This window comes from Variovorax sp. LjRoot84 (genome assembly GCF_964254305.1).
GTDB lineage: Bacteria > Pseudomonadota > Gammaproteobacteria > Burkholderiales > Burkholderiaceae_C > Variovorax.
Window position 1 is genome coordinate 424091 of sequence record NZ_CAXUTE020000002.1, and the last position, 13181, is coordinate 437271.

At 60.6% G+C, this 13181-nt stretch carries 13 protein-coding genes and 2 pseudogenes; 9 read left to right on the forward strand and 6 right to left on the reverse strand.

All coding sequences use genetic code 11. The features are described from left to right. Positions 1 to 101 precede the first annotated feature (101 nt). Positions 102 to 614: pseudogene (locus ACSQ9I_RS32695) on the reverse strand (IS91 family transposase); the annotation flags it as partial. Positions 615 to 712: 98 nt separating this feature from the next. Here ACSQ9I_RS32695 and ACSQ9I_RS32700 point away from each other — a divergent pair. Then, positions 713 to 1027, forward strand: a complete 315-nt coding sequence (locus ACSQ9I_RS32700) for a helix-turn-helix domain-containing protein (RefSeq protein WP_436316184.1) — start codon at positions 713 to 715, stop codon at positions 1025 to 1027. Positions 1028 to 1124: 97 nt separating this feature from the next. Here the strand turns inward: ACSQ9I_RS32700 and ACSQ9I_RS32705 are convergent, their stop codons facing one another. Continuing rightward, positions 1125 to 1628 carry a DinB family protein gene (locus tag ACSQ9I_RS32705; RefSeq protein ID WP_436316185.1) on the reverse strand — a complete coding sequence of 168 codons (504 nt, stop codon included), beginning with the start codon at positions 1626 to 1628 and terminating at the stop codon, positions 1125 to 1127. Positions 1629 to 1755: 127 nt separating this feature from the next. Here ACSQ9I_RS32705 and ACSQ9I_RS32710 point away from each other — a divergent pair, with 127 nt between their 5' ends. After that, the gene (locus ACSQ9I_RS32710) at positions 1756 to 2382 is read left to right on the forward strand and encodes a TetR/AcrR family transcriptional regulator (RefSeq protein ID WP_436316186.1); all 627 of its coding nucleotides are present in this window, start codon (positions 1756 to 1758) and stop codon (positions 2380 to 2382) included. A gap of 236 nt (positions 2383 to 2618) precedes the next feature. Here ACSQ9I_RS32710 and ACSQ9I_RS32715 read toward each other — a convergent pair whose 3' ends face one another. Beyond that, positions 2619 to 3590, reverse strand: coding sequence for a JmjC domain-containing protein (locus ACSQ9I_RS32715; RefSeq protein ID WP_436316188.1), 972 nt, complete (start codon positions 3588 to 3590; stop codon positions 2619 to 2621). 1167 nt (positions 3591 to 4757) lie between these two features. On the opposite strand from ACSQ9I_RS32715, the gene ACSQ9I_RS32720 reads away from it, so the two are divergent. Continuing rightward, a complete protein-coding gene (locus ACSQ9I_RS32720) occupies positions 4758 to 5189 on the forward strand; it encodes a LuxR C-terminal-related transcriptional regulator (RefSeq protein WP_436316189.1) in 432 nt (143 codons plus the stop codon). Between the two features lie 62 nt (positions 5190 to 5251). On the opposite strand, the gene ACSQ9I_RS32725 is transcribed toward ACSQ9I_RS32720, so the two are convergent. Both ACSQ9I_RS32725 and ACSQ9I_RS32730 read right to left on the reverse strand, forming a co-directional pair. Further along, positions 5252 to 6277: a lysyl oxidase family protein gene (locus ACSQ9I_RS32725; RefSeq protein WP_436310430.1), complete on the reverse strand. Its 1026-nt coding sequence runs from the start codon at positions 6275 to 6277 to the stop codon at positions 5252 to 5254. Between the two features lie 181 nt (positions 6278 to 6458). After that, positions 6459 to 6944, reverse strand: a complete 486-nt coding sequence (locus ACSQ9I_RS32730) for a hypothetical protein (protein WP_436295582.1) — start codon at positions 6942 to 6944, stop codon at positions 6459 to 6461. A gap of 695 nt (positions 6945 to 7639) precedes the next feature. On the opposite strand from ACSQ9I_RS32730, the gene ACSQ9I_RS32735 reads away from it, so the two are divergent. The 6 genes and pseudogenes from ACSQ9I_RS32735 to ACSQ9I_RS32760 all read left to right on the forward strand — a co-directional run. Then, positions 7640 to 8092, forward strand: a complete 453-nt coding sequence (locus ACSQ9I_RS32735; RefSeq protein WP_436316190.1) for a hypothetical protein — start codon at positions 7640 to 7642, stop codon at positions 8090 to 8092. A gap of 102 nt (positions 8093 to 8194) precedes the next feature. Then, positions 8195 to 8800, forward strand: a complete 606-nt coding sequence (locus ACSQ9I_RS32740; protein ID WP_436316191.1) for a class I SAM-dependent methyltransferase — start codon at positions 8195 to 8197, stop codon at positions 8798 to 8800. Positions 8801 to 9217: 417 nt separating this feature from the next. Further along, positions 9218 to 10192 carry a DUF2167 domain-containing protein gene (locus ACSQ9I_RS32745; protein WP_436316192.1) on the forward strand — a complete coding sequence of 325 codons (975 nt, stop codon included), beginning with the start codon at positions 9218 to 9220 and terminating at the stop codon, positions 10190 to 10192. 10 nt (positions 10193 to 10202) lie between these two features. Beyond that, on the forward strand, positions 10203 to 10928 hold the full coding sequence (locus ACSQ9I_RS32750) for a site-2 protease family protein (RefSeq protein ID WP_436316193.1): 726 nt from the start codon (positions 10203 to 10205) through the stop codon (positions 10926 to 10928). Between the two features lie 108 nt (positions 10929 to 11036). After that, positions 11037 to 11459: a GNAT family N-acetyltransferase gene (locus ACSQ9I_RS32755; RefSeq protein WP_436316194.1), complete on the forward strand. Its 423-nt coding sequence runs from the start codon at positions 11037 to 11039 to the stop codon at positions 11457 to 11459. A gap of 142 nt (positions 11460 to 11601) precedes the next feature. Further along, a pseudogene (locus tag ACSQ9I_RS32760) lies at positions 11602 to 12099 on the forward strand (M20/M25/M40 family metallo-hydrolase); the annotation flags it as partial. Here ACSQ9I_RS32760 and ACSQ9I_RS32765 read toward each other — a convergent pair. After that, positions 12084 to 13118 (reverse strand): IS630 family transposase, encoded by a 1035-nt coding sequence (locus tag ACSQ9I_RS32765; RefSeq protein ID WP_106561526.1) that lies wholly within the window; start codon positions 13116 to 13118, stop codon positions 12084 to 12086. The pseudogene ACSQ9I_RS32760 and the gene ACSQ9I_RS32765 sit on opposite strands and share 16 nt — an antisense overlap. Between the last annotated feature and the right edge of the window lie 63 nt (positions 13119 to 13181).

Genomic DNA, 13181 nt, shown 5'->3' on the forward strand with positions numbered 1-13181 from the left:
GTGCAGGCATGGACGTAAGGGTACAGCGCGCTGAACACGAGCTGACCGTGCCGACGCGTGAAGCGTCGACGAACTTGAGTGGCGCTGGCAGCCAGGAGCGTTCATGGCGTGGGCCGATGAGGTGGCGCGCGGATCGTCTCGCCGCGCGTGAAGGTCAGCACGATGATCATCGCGTGGCCGCAGTGCGGGCAGACGAAGGTCGGTCGCGCTGTGTCCTGCGAATCGTCGCAGGGTTGCGGATCCTGTAGTGGCACTTGCAGCGACTGACGTGCGAGCGCCAGGCAGGCGGTTCGCTTGCAGTTGGCCAGCAGCCCGTAGTGGCGGATGCGGTGGAAGCCGCCGGGTAGCACGTGCAACAGAAAGCGGCGCATGAACTCGCCCGCGTCGAGCGTCATGGCCTTGTGGCGGGTGCTGCCCTTGGCGCGGTAGTCCTTCCATCGGAAGGTCACACCGCGCTCATCAAGCGCGATGAGACGGCTGTTGGAGATGGCCACACGGTGCGTGTAGCGCGACAGGTACGCCAGCACTGCCCCGGGTCCGGCGAACGGGCGCTTGGCGTAGACCACCCACTCGCATTGACGCAGCGGTGCCAGCCAGCGGGCGAACGCCTTGGCTGTTCACCCTCTATGACAAAGGATGAGGCGACCGACTTGAGGCCCGACGAAAAGAAGGCGCTCAAGAGCATGCTGAAACGCGAACTGGAGTCCAGAAAATGACGAAGCGAAACCTCTTTGCCGAGATTTCTGAGGGCTTCGAGGCCCTCGCAGAGCATCGCGCCGGCAAGCGCACGCTGCGCACGCATGAAGTTCAGGACATGCCGGCGCCAGCGATCCCGGCGAGCGAGTTGATCGCCCTGCGCGAAAGCCTCCATTTGTCCCGTCCTGTATTCGCCCGCTACTTGCGCACCAATCCGAGGACGCTGGAGAACTGGGAACAGGGCCGCGCCAGGCCGAATGCGCAGGCTGCACTTTTGATCCGTCTTGTCCAGCGCTTCCCTGATACGGTGGATCGGCTCGCATCCGTTTGAGTCTTGTCGATAAACGATGGCTGATGTCCGTCGCCGGCCGGCCAACAGCGGACATCGACTCACCTCTATTAGCACACCCTGCGCTGCTCAACTGCGTTCAAGCGGCAACCCGCCCTCTCGTCGACGCTTCCGCCTCGTGTAGATACGTCGTGAAGCCATCCTTGGCCGGTGGAACTGAATTGAGCAGCATCACTGCGCTGATCTGTCCACGATGACCTGTTCCGTGCGTGACAACATGCATGAGCATCTCCTCGCGAGACATACGCCCCAGTGCGCCGTCAGTGAACGCGAAATCGATTCGTTCGGCCAATTGGGCAAGATCGAGCGTCGATACATAGTCGATGTATTCCTGATCGCTTCTTCTGAGATCAGTGGCTAGAGCTTCAAGCGTTGGCATCTCACTTAAGTTGGCCGATGGGTACGCGTGAGCTTCTCGTCTAATGTGCGCGGCGAATATGCGGTCGACCACATACGTGTGGCTCAAAGCCTTGATGGCCAATGCGGTGATTGGGGAGTTATCGCCAAGCCGGGCAAGCGCCGTCAATAGCTGGTCGTTCGCCCAGGCTTTGTATCTGAAGAGGTGGTGCAATGTGTCGTCCATGTCATGGGTCTCCTGAGGTACTTGCGCGCTACGGGCCTCACATGCAAGATGCCGCGCTGCCTTTCCGCGTCTGCTTAGAATATGAGCGATCATTCGCTTTTGCTACTCGCATTGACGGCATAAAAAAATGGCGCAAAAACCGGTCACTAAGCCCAGAAAAATCGCGACTCAGGAACGATCGCGCGCGACTGTCGACAACCTGATTGAGGCAACTGCTCGCATTCTGGTCAAGGACGGCTTCGACAAAGCGAGCACCAACCGCATCGCGGAAGTTGCGGGGGTGAGCATCGGCTCGCTCTATCAATATTTCCCCAGCAAGGAGGCACTCGTCGCCGCCGTGATTGAGCGCCACCAGCAGCAGATCATGCAAACGGTCCGGAGCGAGTTGACGCAGGTCTCGACCCAGTCGCTGGACGAGGCGATGCGCAAATTCGTCGCGATCGCGGTAGAAGCGCATCGTCTCGATCCACAACTGCATCGAGTGCTCGCCGAGCAGATCCCGCGCGTGGGAAAGCTCGAGAAGCTGGAAGCCTTCAGTCGTGAAAATTTCAGTCTGTTCAGGGCCTATCTCGAAGGAGCTCAGGACGAACTCGGCGTCGATGACCTCGAGCTCGCATCATTTGTATGTGTCACCACAATCGAGGCGTTGACGCATAACGCGGTACTGCACCATTCCAAAGTGCTGACCGACGATCGAATGGAAGCGCTCATCGACGAGGGCGCGCGCCTCGTGACCGGATATCTCAAAGGCTAGCGCGGAAACCATCTTCGTGGGGCCCGCGCAGATCAGCAAAAGCCCGTTTACTGAGATCGCTCCTGTGAGGGTCCGCATAGGTCCAAGTCCCTCAATCGTCTGCTTAGCTTGAGGCTTTCGTTTCTTGGTGCGCTCGCCGGCGATCACGGCCCAGTCCTCGCTCCAGTCGGTTTTCACGCTTCACCGCCAACTGGGCGCTGATGGTTGAGCTCGACACCGCCTTGCCGAAGCCGATCCTAGAAGGAGCCTGGCGGCGCCTTTGCTTGGAGCTTGACGCCGCGCAACGGGGCGATCATCCGTGACAGCGAAGAACGAGCCATGCCAACGAACATGCCCACTGGCGCCTTGAGCGCGTCCGCGGCGGCCGATTCGCCAGGGAATGCGGGTGACATCTGCATCTTCCGCATGAGCCTGTTGACCTGATGGACACACGCCATCCTGCGCGTCACCGAGGTGTAGAAGGTAACTCCGATCGAGATCGATACGCCGTCCCCAGGCCGCGCCCAGCCAGGGCCGGAACTCGTCATGTGCGGTGAGGTGCTCGGGAAATAGACGCCGTCGCCCGGCTGGGTCTCGAACTGGTGGCTGCGCTGGCGAAACTCTTCCTTGAAGCGGACTTTTCTCAGCGAATGCCCGACGATGAAATCCTCCACGGCTTCGGCCGGCACTACGACCCGATCCGTGTGGTCCCATACGTTCATGGTCTTGCGGCCATGCAACTGAAGCCAGAAATTGTTCTCGCGGTCGATGTGGAAAGGGGTCACCGAAGGCGGCGCCGAAATGAATACGAAGCCATTGACATTGAAGATGCCAGGCTGCTCGCGCTCGACATAGGGCCGCATGGTGTCGACGATGCTGGCGAGCAAGTCCGCGTAGCGAGGAATGACCTCGATGTTGTAGAGGGCGACCCAAGAGCCAGGCTCCTCGATGTGTCGAAACACTTCGTTGATGCCACGGCCGTCAGGATGCTCGCTGTCGTGCGTGAAACTGGAAGCCTGCGAGATGCCTGGCCGGATGAACCGGCACTTTTTGAAGGGGACGAGCTCCTTTGCCAGCTGTGCGAGTTTAGCCACTTGAAAGAGCGGGTGTTCGTGGAAATTGTGACGCAACGCCGCGATCTTGTTCACAGAAAAGCGATCGGAGTCGTCCGTCCACACGCGGCAACTCTTGGTCTGCTCCCCACTCAAACTGCTGTTGCTGTTGTTCATGTCCACGAACGCTCTTACTGTTGTGTCGTACAAGTTGATGGTGCCCGCAACAGGTCCGCGATACCCTGGGTGTTTGAAGGTCGGGGCCTCGTCTCGCCCGGACACCTCGTCAATCGCGATGGCTTCATCCGTGCCGGCCCTTCCTTGCGTGGGTCAGCTTCCTTCGCTCGTGGTCGAGCACGGTACTGCCCATCCAACCGCTCATCTGCAGACGTTTGCCTTTGAGTCAAGACGTAGGCGCCCCTAACTCGCAATGAGGACGCGAACAAGAACGACGAGGAACCCAACAGCAACGAGGGCGGTGACCGCCGTCGTCACGAGGTCGGGCGATCCGTCGTCCGCGTTCTGTCTTGTCGACGTGGCGTAGGCGTGAGGTGTTGACGCGGCCGTGTCAAAAGCGGTGCTGAACGGGCTGTAGAGCGCGCCGCCATGGCTTACCAAGCCAGACTCGTCGGCCTGGAGATCGACGCCGACTGATTGTTCGATCGGGACGACGTCGACGGAGGACGGCTTTTGAGCTTCGGCTGCGAACAGCGGTGCCCCCGCGGTTGCCGACAGGGCTGCCAGGCAAATACCTGCAAGCGCTAGGCGCGCTCCACATTGTCTAAGCACCACGACGGCGTCCTTGCTGCAGTTGGTATCGTCACGATGTCAGTTTTTGGTTTTGGGCGCCATTCCACAAAAGGGGAACACGTGCAACCGGTGGGTAAGCGCGGCCCGTCGCCCTCGATCGCTGTGGCCCTTCGCAGCCGCATCCTCAACTCACGGTCTCGGCCACATGTCGACCCGGGACAACGTGTAGCTCTTGCGGGTTGCTTCCGCACTCTCGAGGGGCCGCTACCTCGGGTCGCGCTCGAACTCGCCCCTTGATGCCTTCTATGGCGCTAGTACATAGTACCCATGCGCCTTCATGACAAAGCGCCTATGGAGCGACGGGGACTTGCGGCGTAGCCTCGTCTCCATGATATGGATCCCGCGTGTTCATCGGGGTCGAGGTTTTGCGACGAACGAAGGAACCACTGAACATTTTGAAGGACTGGCATGCTTTTACCGAGAGAGGGGCACGATGAACGGAGAGAAAGCAGCACGCCTCAGTTGCCTCGTCCAATCACGGTCATGATCGCGTCAGACCGCCAAGCGTTGCTTCTGGCAAAGATGGCGAGGCTGATGCACGAGCCGGGAATCGAATTGCACGCCGAGTCGCTCACTGACCCAGCGCGCCTGGGCTACAGCATTGAGCAGAAGTCGCCAGCTGTCCTGCTGCTCGACAAGGCCATGCTAGACCGCCTGGATGGTGAGTCCATTCAAACTATACGCGTGCTGGCGAATGCAATTGCGGACCTGCTGTCGGCCTCCCCCTGCATCGTCGCAGCCAAGCCACTCCATTCGGCACGCAGCAGCACCACGCTCACGCACCGCGAGCAACAGATCGTCGACCTGCTGCGCTGCGGGTGCACCAACAAGGAAATCGCCAACCAGCTGGGGGTCATGGAAGACACGGTCAAGAAGCACTTGCAAAGCGTGTTTCGCAAGCTCGGGGTGCGCCGACGCGCCTTGGTAGCGCTGCGTTCGCATCCCGCGGCCTCGAGCTGCAACTGAGGATGCAATGACCGGGACGCCTCGTGCGCAGATCCGTCATGCGCACCTCTTGTTGCCATTCCTTATTCCGTCACAGTAAATGCCTTGGGCAGCACTCCACCCGGACCGACACGAACATCCCATACCGGGTTGCGGCCACCACGTTTCTTGAACGGCACCGTCACCGTGGCGGTGATCATGTCGAGCGTCGAGGTATCGCTGGCCAAGCGGACATTGCTCGCGATCGGTCGCGGACCATTGCCGCCCTCGAAGGTCACCGTCATGCCGTCGCTGAATCCATAGCCCGTGATGGTGACCTGAACGGACGTTCCGGCCTGCGCCGTGTTCGGAGTGATCGACACCGCCGTTGAACAGCTTCCGCTGCTGTCCAGCACGGTGACCGTGCTCGGCTTCTTGATATCCAAGAGAACACAGGAGACGTTGTCGTTCTCTTCGGATTCGATGATGACCTTCTTCGGATCGATCTCGATCTTCAGCTGATAGATGCCATCCGCGTTGTCCGTGAAGTCGATCTCTTGACCGGCGAGATGGCTTCCGTAGGTGTCGCCCCAGCCGACGGACATGCCTTGAATAGACCGGCCGCAGGTGTTGTACACCGCTTGCCCGGGCGCCCCGGGCAACGTCGTGTCCATCTTGGTGGTGTCCATCACGCAGAAGGTCATCTTGCTTCCGGTTCGCACTGAGCCGCCCGGAGCGTTGACGGGTTGCAGCGTGTACAGCGCATAGTCGTCGAAGTGGAAGTGGCTGTGGGCGGGGTGCCACTCGAAGTAGCCGGCGAGACGGAGAAACGATGTGCCATCGCTCAGGAAGACGCGCTGAAACACTTGCTGCTTACCCGACCCTGTGTCGACGGATCCTGCCTCGAGTTGAAGCGGCCCGGTTCCGTTGTTCCAACTCGTCGTGCTGAAGCGCAAGATGGAGCTAGCGGACGCGTCGGCTACGAGCGAGAGGCTCGAAGCGGGCAGAGGTTTCAGGTTGGGCGGCCGGTCAACCACCGTCTGAGCCATCGCACTGCTGGCAAGCGCCACAACACAAGCCGCCAGCGAGCCAAAGGCGACCGACCGAAAGTGGGAAGGGTTCGTGCTCATCGGCGCGGCTTTCCAGGTTATGAGAGACAAGTCTTCGTTGGGGCTCGGACCCGCAAGTCGAGCCATTCGTCATGCACTCGACACGCCAGTCTCCGACGCAGCGTGCGGCGCGGATGGCGGGCAACCGCGCGAATCGGGGGGAGTTCCCCCTCCCTCCGAGCGCGCGCGAGATCGAAATCGGCTACTTGCAGATCTCCTTCTTCGGGTCGCACGGGGGCGGCTCTTTGGTCTCGCAGCTGAAGTCGGACAGCACCAGCCTGCCAGGCAGGTTCGTCGAGGCACTGAGCAGCGTGCCAGCACCCGTGCAGTTGAAATGCTGGGTGCTCTGGAGCACCTTCGAGGGACTGACGCTGCAGGAATTCCCCGATGACCAGGTCGCGCTGAGCGTGCCGGCGCCGGCGCCTCCCGTCTGGTTGTTGACGAAGTGCCAGGTGCCCGTGGAGTCCCCGCAAGACTGCCCGCTCAGGTTTTCGAGTTGCGCAGCCAGTGCCGTTCCGGCGTAAACACCCAGAGCCACTACGACCGGCCTCAGCCAATACCGCTTCTTCATGCTTGTCTCCTCGTGGACTTCCGTCATGTCGGCCACCTTCGATTTGCCGCGCCTGAGCGGGACGATGACGCCATGACGGAACAATCGACAGCTGGTGCGGCTGTCACGCGTGGTCACCAAAGGTCGCCCTCACCAGATCCTGTATTCGAATCTGCAGTTGGCATCGTCACGATGTCAGCTTTTAGTACTAAGCGCCATTCCACGAAAGGGGAACAGCGTGCAACCCCGGGCGATGGCTGTCAGCATCTGAAAGTTCGTCGCTGCCAGATGAAGTTGGGGCAGGCCACGCCGGGCGCCTCAGCCTGACTGACTCGCCAAAGCTTCCTTCGACACTGTCAGATCCGGCTGCAGCAGGAGCGGACCTTCGAACCCGGACCCCGAACTGGAGCTGTCGGCCAGAACCCGACACTCACAACCCGGCCCCAGTTCGCTCATCAGCAGTCCTATGATCAAGCTCACATATGCCCGGTGCGAAGGTAATAGTTCAGTTCGTTGCCGCGGACGTTGGCGGTCGGACGAGGCCCGTCTACTTGACCCACAAGTACAGACCTCACTTTCGCGTCGGGAGTGGAGAGTACTTGGGGGTAGTCTTTTCGGGCGATGAATCCAGCGCGCCGATTCAGCCCGGAATATGTATGGATGCTGAGGTCGCGTTCATCTATGCACCCAATGTCGACTACGGGGATCAGGTCGTTGGATCACAATTTCAGATCCTAGAAGGTGCAAGGATTGTCGGAATCGGCGTAGTCAGGGAGGCCACAGTTCTGACTTTGTGCTGGTAGGCCGCCCCCGGCCAATAGGAGACCTTCAAGATGTCCCTCGAATCGACACTAAAAATACTCACGGCGATGGGCGCAGTGGTTGCCTTCTGCTGGGGCGCATACCAGTTCCTCCTTACGCAACGCGGCCAAGCTGAAACGCGAAGAGTCGAGGCCACAAGGCCGTTTCTTGACAGACAACTGAAGCTTTACACTGATGCCACTCAGGCTGCTTCGACGATGGCAACATCAAAATCACCGGAGGAGGTAGCCGCAGCGAGGAGCAGATTCCTCCTGCTGTTTTGGGGAGAACTTGTGATGGTGGAAGACCGCCACGTCGAATCGGCGATGGTGGAGTTCAGGGACGCGCTCAACGCAGGCAAGAAGGGACCAGAGCTCGAACAATTGTCGCTGCGACTCGCGCGCGCATGTCGTGATTCCTTGGCCGAATCATGGGGCGTCAAGCAGTGGCAAGACCCGCACAACGCGCCAGAGCTCGGAAAGTAAGTCAGAATCCGGGCCACAAGCTGCCGTTCGGGGCCGCCACAGCCGGAAGGTCCGGCCTTTGTCTGCCTAGTAACATTACAGCGCCTGACGAGTAGTGTGAATATGCAATCAGCCGGTGCCGCCACCTTCGACGAAGCCTATTACCAGCGCTACTACTTCGACAAGAAGACCAAAGTGGTGGACCCCCAGCATGTCGAGCGGTTGGGCGCGTTTGTCTGCGCCTACCTGCGATACCTGCGCGTGCCCATAAGGCGGGTGCTGGACGTGGGTTGCGGCATCGGGCTCTGGCGTGACATCGTGGCGCGGCAATTCCCCTTGGCGAGTTACCACGGAGTGGAGTTCAGCGAATACCTGTGCGGGCGCTACGGGTGGGAGCGCGGCTCGGTGGTGGATTACCAAGTCAGGAAGCCCTTTGACTTCGTCATCTGCCAGGGCGTGCTGCCTTATCTCAGCCCGCCAGATGTGAAGCGCGCTCTGCGCAACCTGAGCCTACTGTGTCAGGGCGCCCTGTATGTGGAGGCCGTGACGCGCGAGGACTACGCGCGCGACATCGTGGATGAGGGCGTGACCGACCCGCACATCTTTCGCCACCGCGCCGAGGTGTACCGGCACGGGCTGTCGCGGCATTTTCAGGAGGTGGGCGGCGGCGTGTGGCTGAGCCGGCAAGCCGAGGTGCCACTGTTCTCACTGGAGTACGTCGCAGAGTGACGTCTCCCCCCGGAAAGCCCTCCAGGCAAAAGTGCGACTGTGTCGGGCCGCTTGGCGAGCGGGCGCCGTCCGCAACGGTTACTTTGAGGCCACTCACGCGAACCAAGAGGCAACAGTGTGGTTGATGCCACCGGCAACGACCACGATATTGTGTCTAGTCACTGATTCCTGGCCATCCGTACGTCTGCAATGGGCCCGAAGCTCCGAAGACAGCAACCGCCTACAGTCGGCCAAATGCGGACCTTCGCAGGCACCCGGAACTTGTAAGTGCGCATCGCGCACGCCGCTTTAGCGCCAGTGCCATCCCATTGACACCACGAAAACGTGTCCAAATCCGCCCAGAAATTCACAATCTCCACCTGCGGCCGCTCGGTAGACTCTCAGATGGGAAAAATCAAAAACAACTGAGGAGTGAGCATGATTTGTCGCTTTGCCCGCGTCGCCGCGGGAATCCTGATCGCGTGGTCCGCCGTTGCCGGCGCCGGCGCTGCACCCAACACCACTTCGGCCAATTCACTCGAAGCTGAGCGCCAGGCTGCTTTCGCTGCCGCGCAGGCCGCCAAGCAGCTCGGGCCGGTCGATGTTCCTGTACGCGACCAAGCATATCTGAGGTTGCCCGCCGGGTATGTCTGGATTCCGAATCCTGCTGCGACACAGTTGTTGGCAGCGATGGGAAATCGCGTTGGCGACGGGTTCGTTGGGGCGATCGTTCCCGCAAGCGATGCGCCTTGGTTCGCTGTCGTGAACGTCGTCAAGGAGGGCTACATCAAGGACGACGACGCCAAGGATTGGAATGCCGACGATCTGCTGAAGAGCCTGAAGGAGGGAACTGCGGCAGCGAACGAAGAACGCACCAAGCGCGGCATACCGGCCATGGACGTCGTCGGCTGGGCGCAGAAGCCGCACTACGACGCGTCGAGCCATCGCCTCGTGTGGTCCGCTCTCACGATCGACAAGGGCGCTCCGGCGGGCGAGCAAGGCGTCAACTACAACACGTACGCACTGGGACGCGATGGATACATCAGCCTGAACCTGGTGACCGACGCGAAGGCCATCGAGACATACAAGCCAGACGCACTCAGGCTGCTTTCAGCGCTCGAGTACAACGACGGCAAGAAGTACGCGGACTTCAACAGCTCAACAGACAAGGTCGCGGCCTACGGTCTCGCGGCGCTGGTGGCGGGGGCGGCGGCGAAGAAGCTTGGCCTGTTCGCAATACTTCTCGCTTTCCTCGCGAAGTTTGCAAAGGTCGGCGTTCTTGCAGCTGCCGCCGCTGCGTGGGGCGCGACCAAGATTTTTAAGAAGAAGACAAACGTTCCTGCCACGACGGCACAGCTCCCTGAGGATGCGACTGCTCCGATCAGCAACAACCCGACATCTCCTAAGGGCTAAGCCTCCGGCAATGAAGCTGGTTCTCCTGCTGCTGACGGCGGGCAAGTTCAGCAAGATGCTGCTCACCGGCGGCTCGATGCTGCTGTCGGTCGTTGCATACGCTCTCATCTTCGGCTGGCGGTACGCCGTCGGCTTCGTGGGACTCATCTTCGTCCACGAGATGGGCCACTACCTTGCCGCGCGCCAGCGCGGACTCGATGTTGGGCTGCCAACTTTCATCCCGTTCGTGGGCGCCTGGATCGAGCTGAAGGATCAGCCGCACGACGTCGAGACGGAGGCATGGGTCGGTTTTTCCGGGCCGCTGTTGGGTAGCCTGGCCGCGCTCGGCTGTTATTTCGCTGCACGCGAAGGGGGCAGCACCTTGTTGCTTGCGCTGGCATACGCGGGGTTCTTCATCAACCTCTTCAACCTGATTCCCATCTCTCCGCTGGATGGTGGTCGGATCACCGCAGTTCTTACGCCGCGCGTGTGGCTAGTCGGAGTTCCCGTTCTTGTAGCGGTCTTTCTCTGGCGACCGAGTCCGCTGCTCATTCTCGTCGCCGTGCTCGCGGCGCCCCAGGTGATCCGCGCCTGGAAATACGATCCGGAGGATCCTGCTAACCAGGCGTACTACGCGGTCACGGCCGAGACCCGTTTGACCTACTGCGTCTACTATCTGGGCCTTCTGGCGTTTCTCGCGGTCATGGCTCATGACACTCACGAGATGTTGGGCGCAGTCCGTAGTCTGCATGGCTAGCCCAAGTCGATCTGATCGGTCTGGATTCTTGCGTACCCGGTAACGGCCAGGAGCCGACTTTGAAGGCCGGGCAGAATCGGCCGCCTCCGCAACATCGTGAGCCTCTCAATGACAGCCTGGACCATCATCGAAGCGACACAAGAGGAGGTGAGGTCGGGCGAGCTCGGTCGACGGCTGCGCTACTTCAACTACGGTTTCGTGGGCGAGTATCCCGAATCGCAACCGGTGTGGCTCAGCGCCAGGGATGAAGAAGGTCGAATGGTCGGAGGGCTTCGCGGGTACGTCTTCCTGTACTGGCTCCACATCGACGTGCTTTGGGTCGACGAGGAAGTCAGGGCTACCGGGCTTGGCAGCAAACTGCTTGAGCAGGCCGAGGCGAAGGCGAAGACCTTGGGTGCGCGCAGCGCCAAGCTCGACACGTTTGAGTGGCAGGCCCCCGACTTCTATGCGAGGCGCGGCTACCATGAGTTTGGCCGCATCGACAACCACACCAATGGGTTCTACCTAGCGTTCATGATGAAGAAGCTTTGAGGACCCAGGGCAGATTGCGGCCACGAGCACGCGTCAGCCAGGCGTTTCTGGCCCATTGCAAGCAGCCAAATATACTGAGCGGAGCCTCGCCGCATCGGCTTTGGCGGGGCATGAAGATCGTCCGATACGGAGGCCCATTTTGGTGAATAACAAGTTACTACATTGCGCCGCGGCGGCACTGCTGTGCGTCACTTCCTGGGCTGGCGCCCAAACAGAAGCGCAGACGCCGCCGCTGACACCCGAGCAGCAGCGTTTCCACGACATCTACAAGGAACTCGTCGAGATCAACACGACCCATCTGACGGGCAACAACACCGAGGCGGCGCAGGCCATGCGCAAGCACCTATTGGATGCGGGCTTCAAGGCCGACGAGATTCAACTCTTCGAGCCCTACCCCAATAAGGGCAATCTGGTCGTTCGCTACAAGGGCACGGGCGGGAAGAAGCCGCTCCTGCTGTTGGCCCACCTCGACGTGGTCGAGGCTCGCCGTCAGGACTGGAAGACGGATCCGTTCAAGCTCAAGGAAGACGACGGTTACTTCACCGCGCGCGGCGCATCGGATGACAAGGCCATGGCGGCTTCGTTCGTCTCTATCCTGGGCCAACTCAAGCGCGAGGGGTTTACTCAGCAGTCGGAAATATAGGCGACAGAGGGCGCTTCGAAGAATGATCGAACAAGCCGGCGATTCTTCTGCATGTTGCGCAGTTGCTGGTCGACGCGGATTTCGAGTTTCTCGCCAGCTCGCAATGGGTTGCGAGCCACGCCGGTACGTTTGACGTGACTCCAGACCAGTTCGTCCGGGTTCAGGTCCGGTGCGTAGCCCGGCAGAATGTGCATGCTCAGCTTGCCCTGAGTGGATTCGATGTACTCGCGCACGTTGGCTTTCTTGTGGGCCGGCAATCCGTCGACCACCAAGTGCACCGGCTTGCTGCGACCCTTCATCATCTTCTTGAGCAATTCGATGAACAGTTCGGCATTGAGCGCACCCTGGTAAGTCGCAAACCAGAATCCACCCCTGGCGTTGACGGCCGATGCCGCGGAGATCGACTGGCGTTGGCCGGGCCGCTCGATAACCGGGGTCTTGCCCATGGGCGCCCAGGTCTTGCCGTGCACGGTGTCAGCCCGAAAGCCCGATTCGTCCCAGAAGTAGACGTCGGCACCACTTTGCCTCGCAGCCGTGGCGATGCCGGGGTAGGTTTCACGCTGCCAGCGCTCGATGGCTTGAGGATCGCGTTGGTAGGCGCGTTGCAGCGGCTTTTGCGGGGTCAGTCCGAGCTTGGCCAGCAACGCACCGACTGCGGTCACCCCCATATTCACGCCGAACTTCTGCTCGATCAGCGCCACGACAATGGCGCGTGTCCACAGCCCAAAGTCCAGTCCGTACTGTCGCGGGTCGCGCCCATTGATCCAACGAAATATTTGGCGCTCTTGCGCGGCACTCAGCGTCCGTGGTCGCCCGGTGCCGCGCGTGCCGCGCAATGCCTTGAGTCCCTTGCCTCGACCCGACGAGGCCTTCAGCCATTTGTAGATGGTTGTGCGGCTGAAACCGTAGGCGGCAATCACTGCAGATGGCTTCTCCCCGTCGCGAACTCGCTCCACCGCCATCAGGCGAATCTCTTCAAGCGTTTTGTGATCCAGCGTGCGGCCATCTCGCTTCATGCACTATTGGATCATCAAACCGATCGCCGCGGTGAATTTTGTAGCCTAAATTATCGACTACTG

Excerpts from the sequence above, each read along its gene's own strand:
- ACSQ9I_RS32700 (WP_436316184.1), top strand. The coding sequence starts at position 713 with ATGACGAAGCGAAACCTCTTTGCCGAGATTTCTGAGGGCTTCGAGGCC.
- ACSQ9I_RS32705 (WP_436316185.1), bottom strand. The coding sequence starts at position 1,628 with ATGGACGACACATTGCACCACCTCTTCAGATACAAAGCCTGGGCGAAC.
- ACSQ9I_RS32710 (WP_436316186.1), top strand. The coding sequence starts at position 1,756 with ATGGCGCAAAAACCGGTCACTAAGCCCAGAAAAATCGCGACTCAGGAA.
- ACSQ9I_RS32715 (WP_436316188.1), bottom strand. The coding sequence starts at position 3,590 with ATGAACAACAGCAACAGCAGTTTGAGTGGGGAGCAGACCAAGAGTTGC.
- ACSQ9I_RS32720 (WP_436316189.1), top strand. The coding sequence starts at position 4,758 with ATGCACGAGCCGGGAATCGAATTGCACGCCGAGTCGCTCACTGACCCA.
- ACSQ9I_RS32725 (WP_436310430.1), bottom strand. The coding sequence starts at position 6,277 with ATGAGCACGAACCCTTCCCACTTTCGGTCGGTCGCCTTTGGCTCGCTG.
- ACSQ9I_RS32735 (WP_436316190.1), top strand. The coding sequence starts at position 7,640 with ATGTCCCTCGAATCGACACTAAAAATACTCACGGCGATGGGCGCAGTG.
- ACSQ9I_RS32740 (WP_436316191.1), top strand. The coding sequence starts at position 8,195 with ATGCAATCAGCCGGTGCCGCCACCTTCGACGAAGCCTATTACCAGCGC.
- ACSQ9I_RS32745 (WP_436316192.1), top strand. The coding sequence starts at position 9,218 with ATGATTTGTCGCTTTGCCCGCGTCGCCGCGGGAATCCTGATCGCGTGG.
- ACSQ9I_RS32750 (WP_436316193.1), top strand. The coding sequence starts at position 10,203 with ATGAAGCTGGTTCTCCTGCTGCTGACGGCGGGCAAGTTCAGCAAGATG.
- ACSQ9I_RS32755 (WP_436316194.1), top strand. The coding sequence starts at position 11,037 with ATGACAGCCTGGACCATCATCGAAGCGACACAAGAGGAGGTGAGGTCG.
- ACSQ9I_RS32765 (WP_106561526.1), bottom strand. The coding sequence starts at position 13,118 with ATGAAGCGAGATGGCCGCACGCTGGATCACAAAACGCTTGAAGAGATT.